Consider the following 25673-nt stretch of genomic DNA (forward strand, 5'->3'; position numbering starts at 1 on the left):
ATATAACTTATAGATGTAATTGAAGAATTGATATGAAAACAATTCTTCATATACTATCTTTAGTTTTAATTTTGTATGCTTGCCGAGAGGAACTCCCCGTCGAAGAAGAAGAGGTTTACCCTTCCGTATTTATCAAATCAAAAATCTTTTCACCTGCCGAAGGAGATCTTTACTACACAGGAAGCATAATGAAAATTAAATGGGAAATGCCCGCCAATATAAAAAAGGTCTACATTCGTTTACTCAGAAAGTCCGTAGTCAAAGAGATAATATCTGCCGAGACGGAGAACGATGGCGAATTCGAGTGGAATATTGATGTAAATATAAAACCTTCAATTCATTACAGAATTGAAATAACTAATCACGACTCTCATTTCCCCTCAATACTTAGCGATTATTTTATTATAAAATCGAGCCTTGTGCCGTAATAATCAGATTGTAAAATTTAACAAAAAGTCCTAAGTTCAAATTCACAAAAAAATCGGTTCATGTATATACTTGGAATTTCGGCATATTATCACGATAGCGCAGCGGCATTAATTAAAGACGGTAGAATTGTAGCAGCGGCGCAGGAAGAGAGGTTTACTCGTAAGAAGCACGACTATCGATTCCCCGGCCACGCCGTTAATTTTTGTCTCGAATATGAAGGAATTAAAATTTCCGACGTCGATTTAGTTGCTTTTTACGACAAGCCTTTTTTGAAATTTGAACGCCTCCTCGAAACATATCTTACTTTTGCTCCCAAAGGTATTACTTCTTTTCTAAGTGCCATGCCCGTCTGGATAAAAGAAAAATTGTGGATCAAAGAACAGATAAAAGAGCGACTGAATTACGACGGAAAAATTCTTTTTCCTGAACATCATCAGTCCCATGCAGCCTCGGCTTTTTTCCCCTCACCATTTAAAGAAGCTGCTTTTTTAACCATCGACGGTGTTGGCGAATGGACTACCACAAGCTACGGTATCGGAAAGGAGAATAAAATTACTATTCTTGCCGACATAAAATTCCCCCATTCAATCGGAATGCTCTATTCGGCATTCACTTATTATACAGGTTTTAAAGTTAATTCTGGTGAGTACAAAGTAATGGGTCTTGCACCCTACGGTACGCCCAAATATGTAGATTTGATTTATGACAATCTTATTGATTTGAAAGATGACGGTTCATTTCGTCTCAATATGGATTATTTTAACTACTGTACCGGCTTGACGATGACGAATTCAAAGTTCGACAAATTATTTGGCGGAAAACCCAGAAAGCCGGAATCTAAATTGACGCAGAGGGAAATGGACTTAGCCGCTTCGGTACAGGTGGTAATAGAAGAAGTCATCTTAAGAATGGCAAGACACATTAAAAACGAAACGAATATGAAAAATTTGTGTCTGGCAGGCGGAGTTGCTTTGAATTGTGTGGCGAATGGTAAATTGCTGAGAGAAAATATTTTTGATGATATCTGGATTCAGCCCGCTGCAGGAGATGCCGGAGGAGCACTCGGTGCCGCTCTCTTTGGCTGGTATCAGTACCTGAACAACGACCGAAACGTCGACGAAGTTAACGATTCTCAAAACGGGTCGTTGCTCGGACCTCGATTCGATAACGAATATATTGAAGATTATCTTAAAAAAAATAATATCCCTTTCCAGAAATTATCCGACGAGGAAATTATTGATAAAACGGCTGAATTGATTTCTCAGGGCAATGTTGTTGGTTGGTTCAGAGGGAGAATGGAATACGGACCCAGAGCGCTCGGTGCGAGGTCGATTCTGGGCGACGCACGAGATCCTTCAATGCAGAAAAATATGAATCTTAAAATTAAATTCAGGGAAAGCTTCAGACCTTTTGCACCTTCTGTACTGGAAGAAAAAGCAACCGAGTTTTTTAATATCGACCGCCCCAGTCCTTATATGTTACTTGTTGCTGACGTAAAAGAGGAAAAAAGAGTGAATCACACAGCCGACGGGAATCTTTTCGGAATCGATAAGTTAAATGTGATTCGTTCGGTTATTCCTGCAGTTACACATGTCGATTATTCAGCTCGGATACAAACCGTCGACAAAAAACGAAATCCAGATTATTACAAATTAATCTCCAAATTTGAAGAGTTGACCGGATGCCCGGTAATAGTAAATACTTCTTTCAACGTCAGAGGCGAGCCAATAGTCAGAACTCCTGAAGAAGCATACAGATGTTTCATGCGTACAAATATCGACTTCTTGGTGCTGGAAAATTTTTTGCTCGACAAGAAAGATCAACCCGAATTCAAAGAGCAAAACGACTGGAGAAAAGAATTTGAACTGGATTAAAAATATTACTGAAGAAATTTCTAATCTGAAACCGAATAAAAATGCAATTAAAAAATTTCCACTTATCATTGGAAGCATTTTTTTATTGATATACATCTATTTTTATTTCTTTACCGATGTCAGTTATTATTTATTTTTATTTGCAGGTATACTTGCCAGTTTGGGATATTTTTTGCCGGTAAAAGTCATTTATCCTTTTTACAAAGGATGGATGTCAATTGCCGTTTTCCTCAGTTATTTTATGTCGCGACTTACTCTCATCATTTTATTTTATTTGATTATAACTCCACTCGGTTTAATATTAAGATTGTCTGGAAAAAATTTTCTTGAGCTGGAAATCGAAAAAGAAAGAAGATCGTACTGGAATAAAAAAGAAAAGGAAAATATTAGCGATCCTGAGAAACAATTTTAGGAGAAAATTTATGAGTAAAATATCGATAATGAAAGAATTATGGCAATTCATGAAAGAACGCAAAAAATGGTGGTTAATGCCAATAGTTGTTTTCCTGGTGCTTTTAGGAGCTCTAATTATTGCAACGCAAGGTTCAGCGCTGGCGCCTTTTATTTATGCGCTGTTTTGATGACTCATTTAATTATTCGGAATTCCCTGTTTTCCCGATAAATTAGTAATCGTGGGCAATTATTTTTTTTATTACCTTTGTAGTTATTAAAGCAACTTTAGAATTCATAATCGAAATTGTTCTTGTTCGATTAACAAAAAACAAACAGTTTAATTTAGAGGGGTAATATGAAATTTAACATTATTACGGTATTTATTTTTTTCTTTGTCGTTTTTAGTGCAACTCAAACTCAGAGTGATAATTCATTCCAGATGAAAACTGGCAGTGGTTCCAATACAAAGCTTTTGAAGGTCGAATTCATCAATGATAAGATTGTCCACGTAATTGCTTCACCCTCTGACGAATTTTCATTCAAAAAAAGTTTGATTATCGACGAAAGCGTGAAGCCATCAGGCAATTTTAGAACTGAAGACAAGGGTGACTATATTTTGCTTTCTTCAGAGACATTAATAGTAAGAATTGATAAATCGACAGAGAGGATTTCTTTTTATGACAGGGAAGGGAATATTATTTTGCAAGAGCCCGAAAACGTTTGCAGAATTTTCGTAGATACCAATATCATGGGCGAGAATGTCTATAATATTCGTCAGATCTTCAAAGCTTCGCCAGACGAAGCTATCTACGGACTGGGCGCTCACCAGAATGGAATTATGAACTACAAAAACGAAGACGTCGATTTATTACAATATAATATCGTCGACATTATCCCTTTCATGGTTTCTTCCAAAAACTATGGCATTTTATGGGATAACTATTCTCATACAAAATTCGGTGATTACAGGGATTATGTCTCCCTCGATAAAACATTTAAATTGTTTTCCAGGGACGGTAAACAAGAAGGTTTGTCTGCAGAATATTTTGTTGATGAAAAATTTGATCAAAAGGCTATCGAAAGGTTAGAAAATAAAATTGAACACGAATACATCGACAAAAACGACCTTTTCCCGGATGGTTTTGAAAAAATTAAATCCATAAGATGGGAAGGCTATATAGAAAGTAATAAGGAGGGACTTCATAAACTGAGACTTTATTGCTCCGGTTATACAAAAATGTGGATTGATGACTCACTTGTGGTCGATTCGTGGAGGCAAAACTGGCTCCCCTGGGCTCACATTATAAAATTGAATTTGAAAAAAGGAGATAGAAAAAAAATCAAAATCGAATGGGTTCATTCGGGAGGATATATCGGATTGAAATCGCTTCCTCCGTCGGACGAAAATTATGACGGATTAATCTCTTTCTATTCGGAAGTTGCCGACCAGATCGACTATTATTTTGTTTACGGCAATAACATTGATGAGGTTATTAAAGGTTATAGATATTTAACGGGAAGAGCTCCTGTTATGCCCAGATGGGCACTGGGTTTCTGGCAATGTAGAGAAAGATACAAAACTCAAGATGAATTACTTAATGTGGTCAGAGAATACAGGAAAAGAAATATTCCACTCGACAATATTGTGCAGGATTGGTTTTATTGGAAAGAAGACGATTGGGGAAGTCACGACTTTGATCCGTTACGCTTTCCTGATCCTGATGGGATGATTAAAAAATTGCACGATAGTCTTAATACTCACATCATGATTTCCGTATGGCCTAAATTTTATGTGGGTACGGATCATTACGAAGAGTTTAAAAAGAATGGTTGGCTCTATATGAGAAATGTTGATGTCGGCGAAAAAGACTGGGTAGGTAGAGGATATGTATCAACATTTTATGACCCGTACAGCGAGGGCGCACGTAAATTGTACTGGAAACAAATTGAAAATAAATTATTCTCAAAAGGCGTCGACGCATGGTGGCTCGATGCAACCGAACCTGATATCCATTCAAATCTTTCGCCCGAAGAAACCACGAGACGAATGGGACCGACAGCTTTAGGCACGTCGGCTCGTTACAGAAACACTTATTCTCTTCTGAACTCGAAAGCCGTTTATGAAGGACAACGATTTTCAGATCCCGACAGGAGAGTGTTTATACTTACCAGATCTGCTTTTGCAGGTCAACAAAAATATAGCGCAGCTACCTGGAGTGGCGATGTTGCAGCCAGATGGTACGACTTGAAGGTTCAAATTCCCGCTGGTCTCAATTTTAGTTTGTCGGGCATTCCATACTGGACTACCGATATAGGCGGTTTCGCTGTTGAACCGAGATATGAAAATCCATCAGAAAAAGATCTTGACGAATGGCGGGAATTAAATACTCGTTGGTTCCAGTTCGGTGCATTTTGCCCCCTCTTTCGTTCTCACGGTCAATTTCCTTACAGGGAAATATTCAATGTTTCTCCCGAAGGTCACCCGGCTTACGAGTCGATGGTCTATTACGACAAATTGCGTTACCGATTAATGCCTTATATCTATTCTCTTGCAGGGATGGTAACTTTTGAAGATTATACGATCATGCGCTCGTTAATCTTCGATTTCCCAAACGATAAAAATGTGCTGAATATCTCTGACCAGTATATGTTCGGACCTGCATTCATGGTTAATCCTGTTACTGAATACAAAGCACGTACCAGGAATGTTTATCTACCAGCCGGTTCTGATTGGTACGATTTCTATACAGGTAAAAAATATTCCGGTGGGAATACAATCTCCACTTCTGCACCTTATGAACGCATCCCTCTATTTGTAATGGCGGGTTCCATTGTACCTTTTGGACCCGACATTCAATACTCAGGTCAAAAACAAGCCGACACTCTTACTCTTTTTGTTTATTCAGGAAAAGACGGCTCCTTCAAGCTATATGAAGACGAAGGTACGAATTACAATTATGAAAAAGGACTTTATTCAACAATAGAATTCAAATACAATGATAGCAACAAGGAATTAACCATTGGCGAAAGAAAAGGCAAATTCCCCGGTATGCTTTCAGAGAGAATAATCAATATCATCTATGTAAGTCCCGATTCTCCCAGGCCTTTTGAATTTGATCCCGAACCTGATCACAGTATTAAATATTACGGCAAAGAAGTTAAAATCAGATTTTAAACGAGGGAAAAAATGAAAGTAAAAATTGCCAACTTAATTATGATTCTCTGTCTTATTGCGGAAATGGCTTTATCGCAGACGCTGGAAATAAGAAGAGTAGAAAATTTTAATGAAGATTGGAAATTTCATTTAGGTGACATTACTAACGGAAACGACCCCGCGTTAAACGATTCTCAATGGCGACAATTAAATCTCCCGCATGATTGGAGTATTGAAGGTAAGTTCGATGAGAACAATCCAGCTACAGTTGGTGGTGGCGCTTTACCAGGAGGCATCGGTTGGTACAGAAAAGAATTCTTAGTTCCTGATTCGTATGCTGGTAAACGAATCTTCATCGAATTTGATGGAGTTTATATGAACAGCCAGGTGTGGATTAACGGTGCTTATTTGGGCAACAGACCAAATGGATATATTTCTTTCAGATATGAACTTACCGACTACATTAAATACGGCGATAAAAATCTTATTGCGATAAAAGTTGATAATTCAAAACAACCAAATTCAAGATGGTACAGCGGGTCGGGTATTTATCGCAATGTACGTCTGGTAGTTACTAATCCAATCTATGTCGATCAATGGGGCACATTCGTAACCACGCCATTTGTTTCCGATTCATTATCCAAAGTAAATATCGAAATTACAATCAGGAACGATAACGATAAACCTGCTTCAGTTAATATTAAAACCGTAATTTATGACGCTGAGATGCGACAAATTGCAGTAGCTGAATCAGAAACAAAGACAATTGCTTCCGGCGTAACAAAATTTGCACAAAATTTCCATCTGCATAATCCTCAACTCTGGTCTCTTAGAAATCCCTATTTATACATGGCACATACAACAATTTACGAAAACGGTAGAACAGTGGACGATTACATAACTCCATTTGGAATAAGAACAATTAGTTTTGATGCAGCGAGAGGATTTTATCTGAATGGTGAAAAAATTAAAATAAAAGGTGTATGCAATCATCACGATTTAGGAGCTCTTGGTGCGGCGGTTAATAAGAGTGCAATCGAAAGACAGCTCGAAATACTAAAAAGAATGGGTGTTAACGCAATTAGAACATCTCATAATCCACCTGCTCAAGAATTACTCGATTTATGCGATAGCATGGGATTCTTGGTAATGGACGAAGCTTTTGATATTTGGAAAAAAAAGAAAACTGAATACGATTATGCTCTCTACTGGGATGAATGGCATAAAAAAGACATCGAAGATATGATAATGAGGGACAGAAATCATCCGAGCATAATTTTGTGGAGTATTGGCAACGAAGTTATCGAACAATGGGATAAAGATGATTCACTTGGCGTTAAAATAACAAAAGAACTTACCTCGATTGTAAAAAGTATTGATTCCACACGTCCGGTTACAGCAGCGTGCAATAACACTTCTCCCGATAATCCATTATTTGAGAGTGGTGCTCTCGATTTAATTGGATTTAATTATCATCACGAAGAATATCCTGACTTTCCGAAAAAATTTCCTGGTAAAAAATTTATTGCCACCGAAACTAATTCTGCGCTTGCTACACGCGGGCATTACGATATGCCTTCGGACAGCATCAGAATATGGCCCGAAAGGTGGGATAAACCTTTTTACGATGGCAACCCTGACAATACATGTTCTTCGTACGACAATTGTAGAGCCCCGTGGGGTTCAACGCATCTCGATACATGGAAAACCGTCAAGAAATATGATTTCATTTCGGGAATGTTTATATGGACTGGTTTCGATTATCTTGGAGAACCGACGCCTTATGGCTGGCCGTCGAGAAGTTCCTATTTCGGTTTAATCGACCTGGCGGGCTTTCCTAAAGATTCATATTACTTTTACCAGAGTCAGTGGACTGAAAATAAAATGCTGCATCTCTTTCCTCACTGGAATTGGAAAGAAGGTGACAACGTGGATGTACTGTCATATACGAACCTGTCTGAAGTCGAACTCTTTTTGAATGGACATTCAATCGGGAAAAAGTTTATTTCTGATGAAAACTTGAGATTAATCTGGTCGATAAAATTTAAGCAAGGTACGTTAAAAGCTATCGGAGCATCTGAGGGAACTGTAGTAGTGAAAAAAAATTACACTGCCGATAAACCTTATAAATTGAGATTGGAAGCAGACCGGAATGTAATTCGAGCTGATGGCACGGATCTCTCTTTTATAACTGTGAAAGTTTTGAATATAAATGGAAATTTAGTGCCGAACGCCGATTGTCTTATTCAATTTGAAATTGATGGGCCAGGTAGAATAGTAGGAGTGGACAACGGCCTGCAAACGAGTCACGAACCATTTAAAGCAAACTACAGAAAAACATTTAATGGTCTTTGTCTGGTTATAATTCAATCTGATAAAAACTACGGCGAAATTAAACTAAAGGCGGAAGCGGAAAATTTAATTCCTTCAGAAATTATTATTTATACAAAATAAGTGGAGGAGTAGATGAAAAAATTTTTAGTATTAATGGCAGTGATTAATTTTACTGCTCCACACTTATTATCACAAACGGGTACGAACTGTTTTTTGATCGACTTTGAGCCAAAGGAAGCAACTATTCCCGACTTTGTTGATGTAGTTAAAACCGACAAGCCCGCAGATGTAATTGTTACAATAGCAACGACAGATATAATCGGGAAAATATCGAAATATATCTTCGGTAATGCATTGGCTGCCTGGATTGGTAACGATCCTATTTACGATACTATTTTCGTAAAGCAGGTAAAACAATTGGCTCCCGCTTTAATACGTTATCCTGGCGGAAGCTGGTCGGATATTTTTTTCTGGAATGGCAATGCAAAGAATGTCCCTCCAACTGTATGGGATGGTACTAAAAATTCGTGGGTTAAATTCGAACCTCAATTAGGAAAAAATAGCTGGCCTACGACTGTCGATAATTATTATCGGTTAAGAGAAGAAGTATCTACACAGGGATTGATTACCGTCAACTACGGTTATGCACGTTACGGAACAGGAGACGATCCAGTTGCCGAAGCTGCTCATCTTGCTGCTGATTGGGTGCGTTATGACGCTGGACGTACTAAATTCTGGGAAATAGGAAACGAAAATGCAGGACCTTGGGAAGCGGGCTGGAAAATCGATACAGCGCTTAATAAAGATGAACAGCCTGAAATTATTTCTGGTGAGTTGTATGGGAAACATTTTAAAATATTTGTCGATTCAATGAAAGCCGCGGCCAATCAAATAGGAGCTAAAATTTATATCGGGGGACAAATACTTCATTATGACGGTACAAACAGCTGGAACGCAGTTGACAGAAGATGGAATGCTGGCTTTTTCAAAGAAGGTGCCGAGGTAGCGGATTTTTATGTGATCCACAATTATTTTGGGCAGACGAAAAATGCAAAATCATTGCTCGACGTAGCATCCAGCGAAGTGAAGAAAAACATTGAATTTATTTTGAAAGATATTTCTGATAAAAATGCTCCTCTGAAACCCGTCGCTTTAACTGAGTATAACATGAACAATACTGGAGGAGATCCAGATTTACCAAAAACATCGATTATTAACGGTATGCAATCCGTAATACTTTTTAATGAGTTAATTAAATATAATTTTGGAATGTCCGCACGCTGGCTACTGGCAAATTGGGAAAGCGATGGGATGTTTTATCGAGGCAATGACCAAAGTATTCCGCCATGGAATCCCCGTCCCGATTTTTATTACATTTATTTTTTACAAAAATTTGTAGGAGACCACTCGGTCAAAACTGAAGTAAAAGGCAATTCTCAGGTTTTAGCATACGCTTCTACTTTTACGTCGGGGCATATTGGAGTGGTAATAGTGAACAAGTCGACTGCTACACAAATAGTTAAGATATACCCAGCGGAGTATGGTGTCGGTGAAAAGTATTATGTCTATTCATTGACTGGCGGCTGCGACAATTGTGAATTTTCACAATTTGTGTATGTCAACAATGAATATGGACCTACAGACAGAACACAGGGTCCTCTTGCAACACTTGATAAAATACCTGCTATGGCCTATGATATAGGAGATGAAATTAAATTAGAATCGCCAGCGCTTTCTGTGCAATATATTTTAATTGAACCCGGTAATAATATAGTTTCGGTTGATAATAATTTCCCAGTCGAGCATGAATTTCAACTTTATCAAAATTACCCGAATCCGTTTAATCCCACAACTCATATTTCATTCAGGTTGTCGAGTAGGGAAACTGTTTCATTAAAAGTATTTGATATTCTCGGAAGGGAAATTGCTTCAATTCTACATCGACAAAATTTAAGTGCAGGTTATTACGAATATGATTTTGACGCTCAAAGTTTAGCAGCTGGTGTTTATTTCTATAGTCTTCAGGCTGGTGACAAAATTCTGAATAGAAAAATGGTACTTGTTAAATAGCTATTATTAATTCCATAAAGAATCATATTGAACTAAATAGCGTGGTATGATGCACTTGGAAAAGATGAAACAAGAAGATCTATAATAGTAACATTAATAATGATGCATGAAGCTTAGCAAAAGTGCCTCTGCCTCAGGCGAAAAGGGGGTCAATTAACCAAGAATAAATCAGAATTGCTCCATTATGAAAGATTTTCAGAAATTACAACAAGCAAAAAACTCGCAATCATTCACGAAGAACTAAATCCGAGCAGTGGTTTGTAGCTGTGAAGGTAGAAGTAGATATAGAACAAACCGATAGATGCCGTCAATAATATTTAATGTTATCAACAAAGGAAATCAATCAGTATTAAATCAATGCTCCACCTTTTGTAATTTAAGCCCTGATGATCTTAACAAAAACAGAACCATAAAAGCGACTTAAATTGTCCTTACATTTTTTATCCAAATCAGAGTTGAATTTTTGAATTCATTACTTTGCTTCGTATAGCTTAGTTTTGTCCTTTAACCATTTCACCATACAGCTGACGCCACATTATGGAGTGGACACATTTAAAATATTTTTTTAATTTTCTTTTGTCCCCAGAAGTGCTGTGCTGAAGTGTTTATATAAGAGGAGGGATGATTATGATTGGAATGGATTTTATAAGCTTTCTGATTTTACTTATTATAAGTGTTGTTGTCTCGGCTATCCTTCATTATGCGCTCAAATATTATATTCGGCCTGGCTTCAATTCATTTCTTTCGAAAGTAATTTTTGGATGGATTGGTGCCTGGCTCGGTACACCAGTCTTCGGGAAGTGGTTTGAAGGCGTTAACTACAAGGAGGTTTATATTATTCCAGCAATCCTCGGCTCGTTTGCCATTCTCATAATTTTAATTGATTGGGTAAAATCAACTACTAAATCAACGGGGACATAGGCTAAAAGCTTTTTTCGGCACAGCACTTCTTTTTTCGTGATCGCAAGAAACTAATAGTGGATATCTTTAAATAATTTTTGTGATTATTACTGTTTTGCTGTTTCTAAATTATTTAATGTTATTGCCTTCTTTACAAAATATTTTCCTTAATAAAGTACTGGGTGTAGCTAAGAAAGCTCAGGAAATAGGTGAGCAAAATCTTTCCTTTCTTTCACGATACTACAGTTTATGTATCGCAAGTCAACTACTTTTTTGATTTTTATACCAAGCAAACACTTCTAAGTCGAGAAGACCATATTTTTGAATTATTTATAGAAGCAAGAAATCGGCTGCATTATTTTTATCTTGTTACCATAAGAAAGCTTATTTCGTGTAAGCAAATGTTATAACATAATTATAAATAGTCTGCCTGGTAATTTGTTTATTAACAGGCAGACTTTTAGTTTTTTAGAGACTTATTTAACAATAATTAGTTTCTTGGTTGCAAAATAATTTCCTGCTTCTAATCTGTAGAAATAAATTCCACTGGCTAAATTTGAGCCATCGAATTCAACTTCATAGTAACCTGCATTTTGAGATTCACTTACTAATTTTTTGACTTCGTTACCGAGCACATCATAAATGCGTAGGGTTACATAAGCATTATGCGGAATAGCATATTTTATTTTTGTTATTGGATTGAAAGGATTTGGATAATTTTGAGAGAGGATATAACCCTGTGGTAATTCATTGGTAATTACTTTTATCTCGGTAGTTGTACTTAAAACTGCAGCTATCCAGAGATCTATGTCAAGGTTTTGCCATGCAGAATTTATATCATGATATGTGCCATCAGACCATTTTTCCCATGCACGTTTTGCATTCGCACCTTCATTAGCTGAATCAGTAACCAATCCAAACTGATCGTCCACGCCCGAGAGCCATTCAATACCTATAAAGAAAGGTCCAGTGAGAGAAACATCTGTATCAATCGGAAAAGCGTTGTAGACAACGCCGGGATTTGAGATGTCTATTGAATCAACAGAATATGATTTCGAATAAAGAGTGGAACCAGGTGCTCCGTCTATCTGAGCTGATTTAACAACTAAATTAAAATTGTCGGCAGTTCCAGCAATTTGTTTGACTGCAAAATACAAATTGGCTTGAATTAAATGACTGTTTACCGTTATATCAAATCTTTGATATTTTCCTAAATCATTATAAATATTTGTACCGGACACATAGCCGCTGTCGGCTGGTGGAGTTGTTCCAACAGTCCAGATCTGTGGTGTATCGCCATAAAACAATGTTTGGGTAGTTGTTTCTCCAGATATAGAAATCTGAACAGTGTTAGTTAATGAACTTAAATTATTTGACGAGTCAAAAGCTTTTAATGCAAAATAATAGATGCCTGCTTTTAAACCGCACACTTCGAAATTATTTTGACCGATTATAAGTATTGGTGAATCGCCTTGATTTGCACCTGTTCCGTTCCAATTTATACCGTCGGTCCCATAATATAAATAGTAACCAGCTAAGTCCGATTCGCTATTTCTGTTCCAGGTGAACAAGGCACATCCTTCACCAGAAACTTGTCCGTCAAAATTTATAGGCACAGATGGAGGAGTAGCGTCGGGCACATTGATAGCTCGGTTTATAGTTTTTGTTTCCGAATTGGAAGACGTAATAGTGATTCTGTACCTATTGAAACCTGAAATATTTTTATTGGCATTAATAGAGTAAGTTATCGAAGTAGACGAGTTTGCTGTTATATTGCCGACATTTTGTACTAAATTACCAGTTGCCAAGTTCAATCCATCTAATAACTCAAGAGTGGCAGTAACATCTCCGGCAGAAACAGTTCCTGTATTAAAAATATCAAGTTGAACAGTAAATGGATTGGGCGATAAAACATCGTTTTGCAAAATTAGACTTGACGGTGCAGTGACAGTTACAGCAAGCGGTGGTAAAAGTTCCTCGTTCGGTTTTATACTTCTAAATGCTTTATTGTTAGATTCGTTTGATTCGGTAATATTGTTTAATGGATCAACTTTTACAACAATCGTTCGGTATTCTGGAGCTAAGGGTACTGTATAATTATATGTGAAAATTTCTGTGGTGCCTGCTGGAATGCTTACTATTGAACCGCTACCGATTGGAGGTGCACTGCCTCCAGCATCTGGATCGCCATCAAACGCTGTAATAACTACATTGTTAGCAGGTACGCTTCCATAGTTATGTACAGTTACAGTAATTGTAATCTTGTCTCCTGCATTGATCTCTTCATCGGACTTACTTAATTCAATATCCGATGTGGAAATTGCAAGGTCAGGATAATCAAGCGAATAGGCAAGTGGCATAAAATCCGCGCCTGCTCCACCATTACTTTGAAGAACCGAAACATACCCGGAACTTTCTATTTTATAGACATAATTACCATAAGCAGAATTAAAATAGTAAAATTCACCTTCATTAAGGGTTCCACTCCAGATAGTCGATGGATTTGTATAAGGGAATAGATCATATTCCCCGAGCTGAGTGATAGTTATATTATTATTATTTTCGAATGAAAAAACGTGTATATTGCTGGCAATAGTTGGGACGTAAAAAAGTTTGCCAAATCCTTTTCCTGTTTCATCTATTGCACGGGTCATATAATAATATGAGTCTTTCCATCCGGCATAAGGAATATTAGCTGCGGAAACCGGTTGTGAAGACGTGACTGTCCAAAAAACAGCAGAAGTTATTCCGTCGGAATGTACCTGACCCTTTTGTAATGTATATTCACTTATCGTTTCTCCAGTTATGGTATTTTTAACTATTATGTTATTGTTATCGGAATAGGAGGTAACTGTAATACTATTTTGCCAGTAACCATTATAGCCAGAAAAACCGTAGAACAAAGTTCCAACAAAGCTTCCATTGCTTGATGGTACATAATAATCCTGATCCTCGTAAGATAAAACTGAAACAGGTTTTGTTGCAGAGACCTGTAATGGAAGACCGTATGGGATATTGCCTGCATTTTTAAAGGAATAATTCTCTCCTTCATTAAGTGTTCCAGCAGCAATTAATGTACCTGTTTGAAGATTTTTAACTGTGAATCCCGTATTATCTTGATAGCCGAATATTATAAAATCATCTTGGTTGAAACTACTATTTGACATCCAGGTATTAAATTTAGTAGAGACCGCTCGCCCGGATTCGTCAACAGCATAAAAGCCATTAACTGTAGATGTAATTGCATCGCCAACTAAAACCGTGTATGTCTTATTCCCGACAATTCTAAAAATTCCGCTACCGTAATTAAATGTATGATATGAATCCATATTAAGTGTTTCACTGCTAATAAAATTATTTGAAGCATCGTAAATAGAAACGACGGTATTATCGAAGTACGAGAATACGGTTATATCTCCAAAAGTATAAACGGTTGTATTAAATGTTCCGTTTGTTTCCAGTGCGACAAAAAAATTGCGCTGGGTATTAATCTCATTTTGAATTTTCTCTGGTTTAAAATTTGCTTTTTTTTGAGCAAAGAAATTGCTCGTAAAAAAGAAGGATAAAACTAAAAAATGGATAATCACCTTTTTGCTTTTACTCATAAAACCTCCTTTTAGTAAATCTTTTTTATTGTTGATAATTATATTAGTACGTAAAGAACATATAGCGTGTTAATTAACGAAGCTTTTTACTAAAAGAAGATCTGAGTTATATTAGCAAAAAGGGTATGAATAAAATCAATATCAAACTATTAAATAAATACAGGTAAGTCAAATTGAAAAGAGTGATCTGCAACAAGTTTATGATGTCAGGGAAAAGATATGAGAAGAAATTAAAAGGGAAAATCTGTACTGGTATCGATTTCTTGATGATTCTCTTTGTATTCAGGATTTATCTTGGCTGTTTTGTGAATTGGATTACCTTCCACATAAATTGCTTTATAAGGTTTAACAGGACAGGCGTGTTCGCACGCTCCGCAACCGATACAGTATTCTTCTCGTACTTCCGGTATAAATAGATTATTTTTATAAGGAATCATGTGGACTGCTTTTGTTGGGCAATGTTCCGCGCAGGCTCCGCAATCAGTATTTTGTGTCTTGACTACACAATTATCTTCTACAAATTTTGCAATTCCCAACTGAGTGAGTTTTTTTTCTTCGACAGCTAAAGGCAGTATCGCGCCTGTTGGACATACTTCACTGCAGATAATACAATCAAAATTGCAGTATCCTGATGCATTGTCAAGATGCGGTTGTAACATCCCTTTTAGTCCGTATTCCAAAAAAGAAGGTTGTAATACCTGCGTTGGGCAGGCACTTATGCAGAGATGACACGCCGTGCATGAATTGTTGAAGTGCTCCAGACTTATTGAACCTGGAGGAGACACTGTGTATTTTCTGAAAATGGGAATAGTACTTGGTTTTGTAACCACTATTTTATTCTGAAGTTTTTGTCCAACGAATGTGAGAGAGGATAAATATACCACACTCTTAATGATAAAATTTCTTTTGTTACTATCCGTTTCGATTGTATTTTTCTTAAAATAATTTCCAGCCGAATAAACTATACCTTTTGTTGGACATGCTGTAATGCAGTTGAAGCACATCACACAGTTTTCAGATTCTACTTTCTTATTTTTGCTGTCGATGCAATTGCCTTTACAATCCCTTTCGCATAAACCACATGAAAGACAATCCTCGTTATTAATTTTTATCTTAAAAAGAGAATATCGCGAAATTAATCCCAGTAACGTCCCTACTGGACAAATTAAATTACAGTAATGTCTCCCTTTTGTTATGGTTAAATAGGTAATCAATATTAAGTAGAAGAAAGCAACAATGAAAGGCACGGTGTTGAAAGCATTTATTTCTGCAGGATAGACAGAATAAATGTCGAAATAAGACAGAACAGAAGAGACAATATTGTTGGTGAAAATTATCGCAGGTCGCAAGAAGTTACCAGCCAATCTGCCGTAAATGCTGTATGGGTCGAAAATAAGAAATCCTGTGGCAAGACCAACTATGAGGAGCAGAAAGGGAATTGCCATCAAAGTGAGTTTAACGGTTTTATTTGGAGTGATAAAACTTAGTCTTCTTTTCCGTTTTTTTATTTTTTTTACAATATAATTAATAACATCCTGAAAAATGCCAAGTGGGCAAATGGTTGAGCAATATATCCTTCCAAACAAGGTCGTTAATAATAGTACTAATATAAATCCCGCTGTTGTAAACGAAAACAAAATTAAACTTTTTAATAAAGAAGGCACAAATTGAAAAAAGAGAATTTTGTCAATAAGGCTTGTCGAAACGCTATTTGTAAAGTCGATTAAAATATATGTGACAGGAATAAAAAATACGAGAGCAAGAACTACACGAATTTTTTTCAACAGGCCAGTATTCATGTCACATTACGATTCTTTCGATGTTGAGTGATTTTAGATCTTTTACGCCCAGACCCATTGAATCGGCGATAGTTATGTAAGGAACATCATCAGGTTTAATACCAAACAGCATGGCTGCTGCCGAATCCGCTGCAACAGGATCGGTCGAAATTATTTGAGATTTCATAACAACAACATCTGACATTGATACACCTCGCGGACCGTTTTTCGTCATTACATAATAAGCATCGACAATATTTAAATCGGGTTTACGAAATGTTCCGAAATCTGCAATACATTGATGCAAACCCGTTCTATGCCAGTATCCTCTGTCCCAGACAATCCCCATTAAATTTTTGAGAGAAACTGTAATGCGTGCCGAACCATGGTGTTTTAATATTGGAAGGTTGATAAATACATCCGATTCGAGTATTAGTTCGTGAACTTTGGCTTGCTTTAGTAATTTTCCCTTTTTAATGTCTACTTCATGATAATAACTCTCGCTGTTGCCCGGAACAATGGTACCACCAGCATCTTTTACGGCTTTTTCAATTCCACTGTTGGAATAAGCTCGGCGCCAGTCGTCGCACGTATGATCGAAAACATAGACTTCCTTTGCTCCAGCTTCAAAACAGCTTTTTACGACACGGGAGACGAGTTCTGGATTAGTATCGGCGGCTCTTTCAGGAGAAGTATCCCACCCGATATTTGGTTTAATTACAACTTTTGAATTTGGTTTAACAAATTTCTTCATACCTCCCATTGCTCCAATACCTCTGTCGAACATATCGCCTGGTGTACCACCTTTTATAGCTACTAAGTCGTAATTACCACGCTTTTCTGCAAATATGTTGTTCGTAAAAGCCGGGAGCGATACACTTGCGGTAATTAGTATGCTACTCTGTAATCCTTTTTTTATAAAGTCTCGCCGCTTCATTTTACACCTCGTAATGGTTGGTACAAAATATTAAAAAGTGTAAACATATTAAAGTATATTAAGTATTCTATTCTATAGTTGAACAAATACTATCCGGCGTATCTCTGTAATATATGTAAGTGGGGTAATCTACTTTGAGGATATTAAATCGTTTAAAGGCTCTTTCATAAAAGTCGGAATCGTCGCTATATCTTAGGTTTCTAAAGCCTTGAAGTTCTAGAAAAACTTCTTTTTTACCGATAAATGTACAGCCGACTATACAATCTGAAATATGAATTAATTTAGTTAGATCATTTTTGTCTTTTACGAATGGGGTTCCAATTATTTCCAAACCTCCGTGGATTAAATCTATTTCAGCGTTCTCTGAAAGTAACTTCATCCTCAATTTCAAATGTTCGGGTTTATATTCGTCGTCGCTGCCGAGGAATGTTATATATTTTCCAACTGCTGCAAGTATACCGGCATTCATCGATAATGGCGGTTTTCTGTTCGAATGCCTCATATAACGGATGTTTTCATAATTGACCAAATACGGCTCGATAATTTCAAGCGAATTGTCCGTACTTCCATCGTCTACAATAATCAATTCCCATTTATCATAAGTCTGGTTTATAACGGAATTTATTGCTCTCGGCAACAAATTTTTTCTGTTGTATGTAGGTAGAATTATTGAAACATCGGGTGTATAGTTCTTGTAAACTTGCATAAGAACCTACGCTTTTTGTCCAAATATAGTTTTTTATTGTATGAATTTTTAATTAATTTGGAATACTATTTTCAGATAATCACACTAAAAAATGAGCTATCAGGAACAGAAAAAATACTTTGAAATATTGAAAAAATATGAACGTAAGTTCGACCCTAAAGAAAAAGAAGTATATAAGATACTCCTTCAAAGACACAAAGACGACGAAGACCTCGACAAACTTTCCTTTGAGAAGCTCAAAAATCTTTATATAAAGTATCACGTTAACAGGGAAAGGAAAAATCTGGATAATCTTTTTAAAAAACCGGAAGATAGAACGGACGAATAATTCAGGAAAAATTAATAGCGGTGGGATATGAATCATAAATTACTTAACAGAATTATTGCAGGAATAGTATTTGCTATCAGCTTATTTGTTTTTCTAATAACGGTTCAGCCATCGGTTTCTTTCTGGGATTGTGGCGAATTTATTGCATCGTCGTATGCACTGCAGGTGCCACATCCACCTGGAACACCTTTCTTCCTAATCGTTGGCAGACTTTTTTCTATGATCCCTTTTGCTGAAAACATCGGTTTAAGAGTCAATTTAATTTCAGTTGTTACGAGTGCCTTTACGGTGATGTTCCTATATTTAATCGCCGTAATGCTTATAAAAAATTATAGGAAAAAAGAACCTGGAAGTTTATTCGAAGCATTAACTGTTTATATACCCGCTGCCATTGGAGCCCTTTCGTTAAGTTTTAGCGATACATTTTGGTTTAATGCTGTCGAAGCTGAAGTGTATGCATCTTCGACTTTCTTTATTGCTTTTGTAGTCTGGTTAATGATGAAATGGAATGAAAAAGCCGACCAGCCGGACAACGAAAAATATATTCTCTTGATTGCTTATTTAATAGGGCTCTCTACAGGCGTGCATTTGATGGCTGTTCTTGCGATTGTGCCAATTGTTATGATTGTTGTATTCAGAAAATATATTGACGATGAAGAAACACTTAAAAAGACCGCAATAATATTTCTTATTCATGCTGCCGTTGTGCTTGTGGTAGCGGCTTTAATGTGGGCTTCGCAAACTTCGTCCAATCCACCAACCCCTGATGAATATAAAGACGTTGACAAACGATTTATGATAGTGCTGGGCGCCATTTCGGCTTTGATTATGGCGGCTTTGTATAAAAAGATCTTTACGAGAAATTCATTTTATATTCCAATGATTCTCGGAGGTATTACACTTGTTGTAGTTTATCCAGGTCTAGTCAAATATGTACCCAGACTTATATCATTAATATCGGGTAATGACTACACACTAAATCTCATAACCTCGATATTATTATTTGCCATTACGGCTTTTGCTATCCACTGGACTGCAAAGAATAATAAACCAACTCTCAATCTTGTATCGAAAGCTTTTTTATTGGGGCTTGTTGGAATCACCACTTATGCTATGATAATAATACGTGCCAATGAAGAGCCGCCGATTAATATGAATTCTCCCAAAACCTTTACCGAATTGGAGTCTTACCTGAATCGTGAGCAATACGGTGATTTCCCAACGTTTAAGAGAAGATTTTCCAACGAACCGCATCAAATGGGTATATACACAAATTATTCGAGCGATCTCGATTTCCTGTGGCGCTATCAGATGGATCACATGTTCAATAGATATTTATTCTGGAATTATATCGGACGAGTTTCTACTTATCAAGATAGTGGCGTCGATTGGTCGGATATGTATGGCATCCCGTTTTTTATTGGTCTGTTTGGTTTGTTTTTCCATTTTAGGCGCGATTGGAAGATGGCTTCGGTCTTTTTGGTTATGTTTATATTCCTCGGCTATTTAACGGCATTCTATCAAAATCAACAACAACCACAGCCGCGTGAACGCGATTATTTCTATGTCGGTGCCTTTTTTGTTTATTCAATCTGGATTGCACTCGGCATGAGAGGCATAATTGAATTGATTATCGAAAAATTTGATAAGATTAATAATCTTAAACCATTTTTAAGTCTTATAATGGTTGCGGGAATTATTGTAGTTCCTGTAAATATGTTCCATGCAAACTACTTCGAACACAACCGCTCGCGTAATTACGTTCCATGGGACTACGCTTATAATCTATTGCAAAGTGCCGCTCCCAATGCAATTTTATTTACTAACGGAGATAACGATACATTCCCGTTGTGGTATTTGCAGGATGTCGAAGGTGTCCGTAGAGATGTTCGAATTGCGAATCTTAGTCTTCTGAACACTCCTTGGTATATCAAACAACTTAAAAATACCGAACCTTATGGCGCACCCAAGGTTCAGATGAGCCTTTCCGATAGAGACATCGATAATCTTACAGTACAAAGGTGGGAACCCACTGAAATGTCTATTCCCGTTCCGCCCGAGGTAATTAAAAAATTCCACGTTAAAGATAGTACAATTATAAAAACAGGAAAACTTACATGGCTCATGAAAAATCCAGTACAATATGGGAATATTAAAGCCATTCGAACTCAAGACCTTGTAGTACTCGATATAATCATGCAAAGCAAATGGGAAAGACCAATTTATTTTGCAATAACTTGTTCGGACGATAGTAAGCTTGGACTTGATGACTATCTGCGTATGGAGGGTATGGCGCTTCGACTTGTGCCGGATAAGTCGAACACAGGCTCAATCGAATTTATAAACGAGCCGATTATGCGCAAACAATTATTCGACGAACCAAAAGGATTTTCGAAAGATTATCGTCCCGGATTTAAATTTAGAGGCTTGAACGACTCGACAATCTTTTTCGATGAAAACCACGAGCGATTAATACAGAACTATCGCAATACTTTCATGAGGCTTGCCGTTCATTATCTCTATAGCTTAAAAGATAGTACACGTACAGTTGAAACTCTCGATTTAATGGAAAAGAAAATTCCACGCAATATCGTAAAAGTTGACAACAGAATTCTGCATGATGTTGCTCGTCTTTATTATGCTGCGGGCGCATACGACAAGTATAAAGAAATTGCAAAAGAGGTAATTGAAACGGCAAAGTTGCAATTAAAGAACAATCCGCGAGATTATTCGAGCTGGAATAATCCGTATGATATATTATTGACCCATTATGAAAATATGAAAATGTACAAAGAAGCCGTCGAAGTTCTTAATCAATTGTCAATTTATTTGCCTTACGACGAATCTGTCAAACAATTGCTCAATAGATACAGACGGCTTGCGGGCGTTGACACGCTCGAAGTTAAATAAGCTTCGATAAATTTTAATTTTCCTAAGAAAGAGTCCGCTTGAAGGCGGACTCTTCATTTTAATAATGACTGTACAGGTATGAGAATATTAGTCTTAGCTTTATCAGGTATCGGGGATGCATTGATGTTTACGCCGGCACTATCGGTGCTAAAGAAGATTTACTCCGATTCAAGGATCGATTCCCTTGTAATGTACAAAGGAGTGGCGGAAATATATAATAGTTTACCCGAGATTTCTGAAGTTTTGTACTGGGACTTTCTCAATAAGCCAAAATTAAAATCGCTCTCGTATGTTATAAGTCTAAGAGGTAAATACGACATTTCGATTAATGTGTATCCATCAAACAGAAAGGAATATAATATTATTAACTTTTTAATCGGAGCAGAAAAACGAGCTGCTGTAAAGTATCTCCGCATGGATTTTATGAATCTTGGATTTTTGAATAATGTTAGAATTGAAGAGAATGATAAACTTCACAATGTAGAAGAAAATATCAAATTAATCGAAAAGATAACTGGCTCTTTAGTAGATTCTATTCCAGGCTTGAGCTTGAATTTTTCTTCTGATGATGAAGAATATATGCGTAACTTTTTAAGTAGATATAAAATAAGTGAAGATGAAACTGTAATTGGATTCCATCCTGGATGCTCTACATTAAAGAATCATGCTAATAGAAGGTGGAGTACTGAAAAATTTGCCGAGTTAGCTGTTCGTTTTATCAATCAACATAAAGCACGTGTGTTGATTTTCGGAGGACCTGAAGAGCATCGATTAAAAGAAGAGATAATAAAGTACGGAGGCAATTCTAATATTATTTCTGTTGATACAGATTCGTTAATTCATACTGCAGCGGTTATGAAAAGATGTAATTTGTTTGTCACAAACGATTCGAGTCTTATGCATGTGGCGTCGGCTTTAAAGTTGAAAGTGGTTGCCTTAATAGGGCCAACGAATCCCGATTATATTCATCCCTGGCGAACAGAGTATAGAATTGCTTCGCTTAATCTCGACTGCGCTCCATGCTTTTATTATTCACCCAGACCATTGACCTGTAAAAGGGGAGACGTTAAGTTTAAATGTATCAAAGAATTGCCGGTCGACCTGGTGTATAAACTTTCGGAAGAATTACTTAATTCAGGAAAGTGAGTCAATTATATAATTAGCGCAGATCTTAATATCGCTAAAACATTTTATCAAACCGATTTCACGTTTTTCTTTCTCTATCTGAGTATCCATAAGCTTTACAATATCGGACCACATTTTCCCGTGACATGCTATAGGTTTCTTGGGCATCATTTTTTTGTTGATAAATTCCCACACAATGGCAAGCTCCACCAGCGTGCCGGTGCCACCTTGAAGGACTATATATGCATCTCCAATTTTCATTAGATTTTCGAGTCTTTCAAAAAGGGATTTGCATTTAATTTCTTTGCTCAGATATTTACTCGGTACGGAATTATAAATGTCGATAGTAACTCCAATGGCTTCGGCTCCGGCTAAACGAGCACCTTTCGAAACAGCATCCATAATGCCCTGATATCCTCCAGTACAAACATTTAAACCCGCTTCTGCAAGAAGTTTCCCCAGCAGATATGCCGTTTCGTATTCTTCGTCGCCCGGTTTAGGTACAGAACTGCCGAATACGGTTACAAATTTATTTTTCATAATGAACTCAAAACAGGTTTCTCGGCTTTGAGCCAGGCAGTATAAATCATCGATGCCAACATTATAGACGCTTGATTTATTTTATCAATTGTCAAATGACGGGTTCTAAACCAGAGCAATTCGTAATATTTGTTTTCATCATTATTACTGTATTGTGTTGCTTTTTTGTCGGCGTTTAAAATTATATCCACTTCGAAATTTGATTCGTAGATATAGTCAAAAATTACATCTAAAAGAGGAGCTTTTAGTTCAACTACCTGACCATTCTTCAGGTTTGCTTCAATCTCATTCAGATAGCGGTTGAACATCTCAATTTCATATCGGAAGTGTATTCCTTTCTGACCTGTGAGTTGCCCGTTATAATTTATTGTTGCGTGAAGCGGCTGATGGCCGTCCCCAACGTAATGAGCCAGGTCGGAAGAGTATAGCAATATTTTAGCACGATCTTTTTCCTTGAATGCATTTACAAGTTTATCAAATGTTTCTGAAGTAGCCCATGGTAGCAGTCCCATTTTTTTTACAGTGCTATCGCCGTAAATAGCTTTTAATGTTTCTTTCGAATTTATCATGCTTCCATTTAAAAATTCGCTGTAGAAATCGATGTCGATAAAATGCCTTTGAGGTTCATCGGGATCGTCTTTTTTTCTGTAATCCGGGTCTACGGAGTGTTCTATAATGTAATTGATTGCATCTTGTGATAAGCCAATCTCTGAGGAGATTAAGTTTAATGCATGTTTGGCTATAAGCTGATGACCTTCATTTCCCCACGCAAAGTTCAACAGGAAAGGAAAAAGGAAGCAGGTCAGAAAAAACTTGAATTTTGTCATTTTATTGTCCTATAAATTGTGTAATAATATTTCTTCGGCGGGGTCTATTATCGAAGTCGATAAGTACTATCTGTTGCCAGGTGCCCAGAAGTAAATTTGAATTTGTAAATGGAACCGTTACAGAATTGCCCTGCAACGAAGCTCGCACGTGTGCATATCCATTGGCATCGTGCCAGGTCTCGTCGTGATGATAATGTTTATTTGATGGAGCTATTTTTTCGAAAAATTCGGGATAATCTTTTAGTAATCCAGGCTCAAATTCTATTGTTGTAATTCCTGCAGTGGAGCCTGGAGCAAAAACCAGTACACTTCCCTCTTTAAATCCAGTTTCATTTAATTTCTCTTTTACTTCAGCAGTAATGTCTATTATGTCGCTGTTACCCCTGGTATTTACAGTAAAACTATACGTTTTGATCTCCATTTCGTCACCTTACTCTCAAGTTGATAACCAAAATTATAAATTTTTGTATTAATCATCATTCGGAATAGAAAAACAATTTTAATAATTTAGAGCTACAATTTAAATAAAAAGAGGATTTATATGACAACAAAGGAATTTATTGAACTGGAAGAAAGATATGGGGCGCACAATTATCATCCGCTGGATGTAGTAATTGAAAGAGCGGAGGGTTGTTGGGTGTATGACGTCGAGGGAAATAAATATCTGGATTGTCTTGCGGCATATTCTGCTGTTAATCAGGGGCATTGTCATCCACGTATTATAAATGCTCTCAAGAAACAGGCAGAAAAAGTTACATTGACTTCACGTGCATTTCGTAACGATCAACTCCCTTTACTTTATAAAGAATTGAGTGAGCAGACTGGATACGAAATTTCATTACCAATGAATTCAGGAGCTGAAGCTGTCGAAACAGCCTTGAAAGCTGCAAGAAAATGGGGATACAAAGTTAAAGGAGTTCCCGAAAATAAAGCCGAGATAATAGCATGCAAAAATAATTTTGCCGGCAGAACAATTACAATCATCAGTTTCTCTACTGAAAAACAGTACCGCGATGGCTTCGGTCCACTTACTCCTGGATTTAAAATTGTCGAGTACGGGAATGCAGAAGATTTAGAAAATTCAGTAACAGAAAATACAGTTGCTTTTATTGTCGAGCCTGTTCAAGGAGAAGGTGGTATAATTGTGCCTCCGGAGGGCTATTTGAAAAAGGCTTATGAAATTTGTAAAAGGAATAATGTTTTATTAATTACAGACGAGATCCAATCTGGATTGGGAAGGACTGGTAAATTATTTGCATTCGAGCATGAAGGGATTCGACCCGACGTTGTGATAATTGGCAAAGCTTTGTCGGGTGGTTGTTATCCAGTATCTGCAGTCTTGTCTGATCGAGAAGTACTCGGCGTTTTCAAGCCAGGTGACCACGGTTCGACTTTCGGAGGAAATCCACTCGGTGCTGCTGTAGCAAGAGAATCACTCAAAGTACTGATCGAAGAAAAATTGATTGAAAACTCAGCTGAAGTAGGTAAATATTTCATCGAAAAATTAAAAGGCATCGAATCCCCGCATGTCAAAGAAGTACGAGGTAAGGGATTGTTCATCGGAGTAGAATTAATACCGGAAGCGGGAGGAGCGCGCCGCTTCTGTGAAGCTCTTATGAAAAAAGGAATTCTTTGCAAAGAAACTCACGAAAATGTAATTCGTTTTGCTCCCCCGTTGATTATTAAAAAAGAGGAAATTGACTGGGCTTTAACGCGTATTGAAGAGGTTCTTAAAATGGCATAATTTGTTGAAGGCTGTGCTC

General features: G+C 37.0%; 19 protein-coding genes. 12 read left to right on the plus strand and 7 right to left on the minus strand.

The annotated features are described in order from the left end of the window. Positions 1–32: 32 nt before the first annotated feature. The 8 genes from ACSSV9_RS12655 (at position 33) to ACSSV9_RS12690 (ending at position 11175) form a co-directional block, all read left to right on the plus strand. Positions 33–428, plus strand: a complete 396-nt coding sequence (locus ACSSV9_RS12655) for a Ser-Thr-rich GPI-anchored membrane family protein (protein ID WP_437347623.1) — start codon at positions 33–35, stop codon at positions 426–428. A 60-nt stretch (positions 429–488) separates the two neighbouring features. After that, positions 489–2303 (plus strand): carbamoyltransferase family protein, encoded by a 1815-nt coding sequence (locus ACSSV9_RS12660; protein WP_437347624.1) that lies wholly within the window; start codon positions 489–491, stop codon positions 2301–2303. Continuing rightward, positions 2290–2715, plus strand: coding sequence for an SxtJ family membrane protein (locus tag ACSSV9_RS12665; protein WP_437347625.1), 426 nt, complete (start codon positions 2290–2292; stop codon positions 2713–2715). The genes ACSSV9_RS12660 and ACSSV9_RS12665 overlap by 14 nt, the downstream gene beginning before the upstream one ends. A 10-nt stretch (positions 2716–2725) precedes the next feature. Then, the gene (locus ACSSV9_RS12670; RefSeq protein WP_437347626.1) at positions 2726–2884 is read left to right on the plus strand and encodes a DUF5989 family protein; all 159 of its coding nucleotides are present in this window, start codon (positions 2726–2728) and stop codon (positions 2882–2884) included. Positions 2885–3051: 167 nt separating this feature from the next. Further along, positions 3052–5871: a TIM-barrel domain-containing protein gene (locus ACSSV9_RS12675; protein ID WP_437347627.1), complete on the plus strand. Its 2820-nt coding sequence runs from the start codon at positions 3052–3054 to the stop codon at positions 5869–5871. A gap of 12 nt (positions 5872–5883) precedes the next feature. Next, complete coding sequence (gene galB / locus ACSSV9_RS12680) at positions 5884–8304, plus strand: beta-galactosidase GalB (protein WP_437347628.1); 2421 nt, start codon at positions 5884–5886, stop codon at positions 8302–8304. Positions 8305–8316: 12 nt separating this feature from the next. Beyond that, positions 8317–10254, plus strand: a complete 1938-nt coding sequence (locus tag ACSSV9_RS12685; RefSeq protein WP_437347629.1) for a T9SS type A sorting domain-containing protein — start codon at positions 8317–8319, stop codon at positions 10252–10254. Positions 10255–10881: 627 nt separating this feature from the next. Next, positions 10882–11175: a hypothetical protein gene (locus ACSSV9_RS12690; protein ID WP_437347630.1), complete on the plus strand. Its 294-nt coding sequence runs from the start codon at positions 10882–10884 to the stop codon at positions 11173–11175. 455 nt (positions 11176–11630) lie between these two features. On the opposite strand, the gene ACSSV9_RS12695 is transcribed toward ACSSV9_RS12690, so the two are convergent. From ACSSV9_RS12695 to ACSSV9_RS12710, 4 genes are all read right to left on the minus strand, one after another. Continuing rightward, on the minus strand, positions 11631–14759 hold the full coding sequence (locus ACSSV9_RS12695) for a T9SS type A sorting domain-containing protein (protein WP_437347631.1): 3129 nt from the start codon (positions 14757–14759) through the stop codon (positions 11631–11633). A 230-nt stretch (positions 14760–14989) separates the two neighbouring features. Next, entirely contained in the window at positions 14990–16558 is a 1569-nt protein-coding gene (locus ACSSV9_RS12700; protein WP_437347632.1) for a 4Fe-4S dicluster domain-containing protein, read from the minus strand. 1 nt (position 16559) lies between these two features. After that, positions 16560–17474, minus strand: a complete 915-nt coding sequence (locus ACSSV9_RS12705; RefSeq protein ID WP_437347633.1) for a DUF362 domain-containing protein — start codon at positions 17472–17474, stop codon at positions 16560–16562. Positions 17475–17541: 67 nt separating this feature from the next. After that, positions 17542–18180, minus strand: coding sequence for a glycosyltransferase family 2 protein (locus ACSSV9_RS12710; protein ID WP_437347634.1), 639 nt, complete (start codon positions 18178–18180; stop codon positions 17542–17544). A 91-nt stretch (positions 18181–18271) separates the two neighbouring features. On the opposite strand from ACSSV9_RS12710, the gene ACSSV9_RS12715 reads away from it, so the two are divergent. From ACSSV9_RS12715 to ACSSV9_RS12725, 3 genes are all read left to right on the plus strand, one after another. Further along, positions 18272–18508, plus strand: a complete 237-nt coding sequence (locus ACSSV9_RS12715) for a hypothetical protein (protein ID WP_437347635.1) — start codon at positions 18272–18274, stop codon at positions 18506–18508. Positions 18509–18535: 27 nt separating this feature from the next. Beyond that, positions 18536–21418 carry a protein O-mannosyl-transferase family gene (locus ACSSV9_RS12720; RefSeq protein ID WP_437347636.1) on the plus strand — a complete coding sequence of 961 codons (2883 nt, stop codon included), beginning with the start codon at positions 18536–18538 and terminating at the stop codon, positions 21416–21418. A 78-nt stretch (positions 21419–21496) separates the two neighbouring features. Further along, entirely contained in the window at positions 21497–22564 is a 1068-nt protein-coding gene (locus tag ACSSV9_RS12725) for a glycosyltransferase family 9 protein (RefSeq protein ID WP_437347637.1), read from the plus strand. Here ACSSV9_RS12725 and ACSSV9_RS12730 read toward each other — a convergent pair. The 3 genes from ACSSV9_RS12730 to ACSSV9_RS12740 are packed head-to-tail and all read right to left on the minus strand — an operon-like array spanning position 22553 to position 24331. Next, on the minus strand, positions 22553–23083 hold the full coding sequence (locus ACSSV9_RS12730) for an LOG family protein (protein WP_437347638.1): 531 nt from the start codon (positions 23081–23083) through the stop codon (positions 22553–22555). The genes ACSSV9_RS12725 and ACSSV9_RS12730 overlap by 12 nt on opposite strands. Continuing rightward, entirely contained in the window at positions 23080–23910 is an 831-nt protein-coding gene (locus tag ACSSV9_RS12735) for a phospholipase C/P1 nuclease family protein (protein WP_437347639.1), read from the minus strand. The genes ACSSV9_RS12730 and ACSSV9_RS12735 overlap by 4 nt, the downstream gene beginning before the upstream one ends. Before the next feature lies 1 nt (position 23911). After that, complete coding sequence (locus ACSSV9_RS12740) at positions 23912–24331, minus strand: secondary thiamine-phosphate synthase enzyme YjbQ (protein ID WP_437347640.1); 420 nt, start codon at positions 24329–24331, stop codon at positions 23912–23914. A gap of 120 nt (positions 24332–24451) precedes the next feature. Here ACSSV9_RS12740 and rocD point away from each other — a divergent pair, with 120 nt between their 5' ends. Beyond that, positions 24452–25654, plus strand: a complete 1203-nt coding sequence (rocD, locus tag ACSSV9_RS12745; RefSeq protein WP_437347641.1) for an ornithine--oxo-acid transaminase — start codon at positions 24452–24454, stop codon at positions 25652–25654. Positions 25655–25673 lie beyond the last annotated feature (19 nt).

This window comes from Melioribacter sulfuriphilus, assembly GCF_051488685.1.
Classification (GTDB): Bacteria; Bacteroidota; Ignavibacteria; order Ignavibacteriales; family Melioribacteraceae; genus Melioribacter.

Excerpts from the sequence above, each read along its gene's own strand:
- ACSSV9_RS12655 (WP_437347623.1), top strand. The coding sequence starts at position 33 with ATGAAAACAATTCTTCATATACTATCTTTAGTTTTAATTTTGTATGCT.
- ACSSV9_RS12660 (WP_437347624.1), top strand. The coding sequence starts at position 489 with ATGTATATACTTGGAATTTCGGCATATTATCACGATAGCGCAGCGGCA.
- ACSSV9_RS12670 (WP_437347626.1), top strand. The coding sequence starts at position 2,726 with ATGAGTAAAATATCGATAATGAAAGAATTATGGCAATTCATGAAAGAA.
- ACSSV9_RS12675 (WP_437347627.1), top strand. The coding sequence starts at position 3,052 with ATGAAATTTAACATTATTACGGTATTTATTTTTTTCTTTGTCGTTTTT.
- galB (WP_437347628.1), top strand. The coding sequence starts at position 5,884 with ATGAAAGTAAAAATTGCCAACTTAATTATGATTCTCTGTCTTATTGCG.
- ACSSV9_RS12685 (WP_437347629.1), top strand. The coding sequence starts at position 8,317 with ATGAAAAAATTTTTAGTATTAATGGCAGTGATTAATTTTACTGCTCCA.
- ACSSV9_RS12690 (WP_437347630.1), top strand. The coding sequence starts at position 10,882 with ATGATTGGAATGGATTTTATAAGCTTTCTGATTTTACTTATTATAAGT.
- ACSSV9_RS12695 (WP_437347631.1), bottom strand. The coding sequence starts at position 14,759 with ATGAGTAAAAGCAAAAAGGTGATTATCCATTTTTTAGTTTTATCCTTC.
- ACSSV9_RS12700 (WP_437347632.1), bottom strand. The coding sequence starts at position 16,558 with ATGAATACTGGCCTGTTGAAAAAAATTCGTGTAGTTCTTGCTCTCGTA.
- ACSSV9_RS12705 (WP_437347633.1), bottom strand. The coding sequence starts at position 17,474 with ATGAAGCGGCGAGACTTTATAAAAAAAGGATTACAGAGTAGCATACTA.
- ACSSV9_RS12710 (WP_437347634.1), bottom strand. The coding sequence starts at position 18,180 with ATGCAAGTTTACAAGAACTATACACCCGATGTTTCAATAATTCTACCT.
- ACSSV9_RS12715 (WP_437347635.1), top strand. The coding sequence starts at position 18,272 with ATGAGCTATCAGGAACAGAAAAAATACTTTGAAATATTGAAAAAATAT.
- ACSSV9_RS12720 (WP_437347636.1), top strand. The coding sequence starts at position 18,536 with ATGAATCATAAATTACTTAACAGAATTATTGCAGGAATAGTATTTGCT.
- ACSSV9_RS12725 (WP_437347637.1), top strand. The coding sequence starts at position 21,497 with ATGAGAATATTAGTCTTAGCTTTATCAGGTATCGGGGATGCATTGATG.
- ACSSV9_RS12730 (WP_437347638.1), bottom strand. The coding sequence starts at position 23,083 with ATGAAAAATAAATTTGTAACCGTATTCGGCAGTTCTGTACCTAAACCG.
- ACSSV9_RS12735 (WP_437347639.1), bottom strand. The coding sequence starts at position 23,910 with ATGACAAAATTCAAGTTTTTTCTGACCTGCTTCCTTTTTCCTTTCCTG.
- ACSSV9_RS12740 (WP_437347640.1), bottom strand. The coding sequence starts at position 24,331 with ATGGAGATCAAAACGTATAGTTTTACTGTAAATACCAGGGGTAACAGC.
- rocD (WP_437347641.1), top strand. The coding sequence starts at position 24,452 with ATGACAACAAAGGAATTTATTGAACTGGAAGAAAGATATGGGGCGCAC.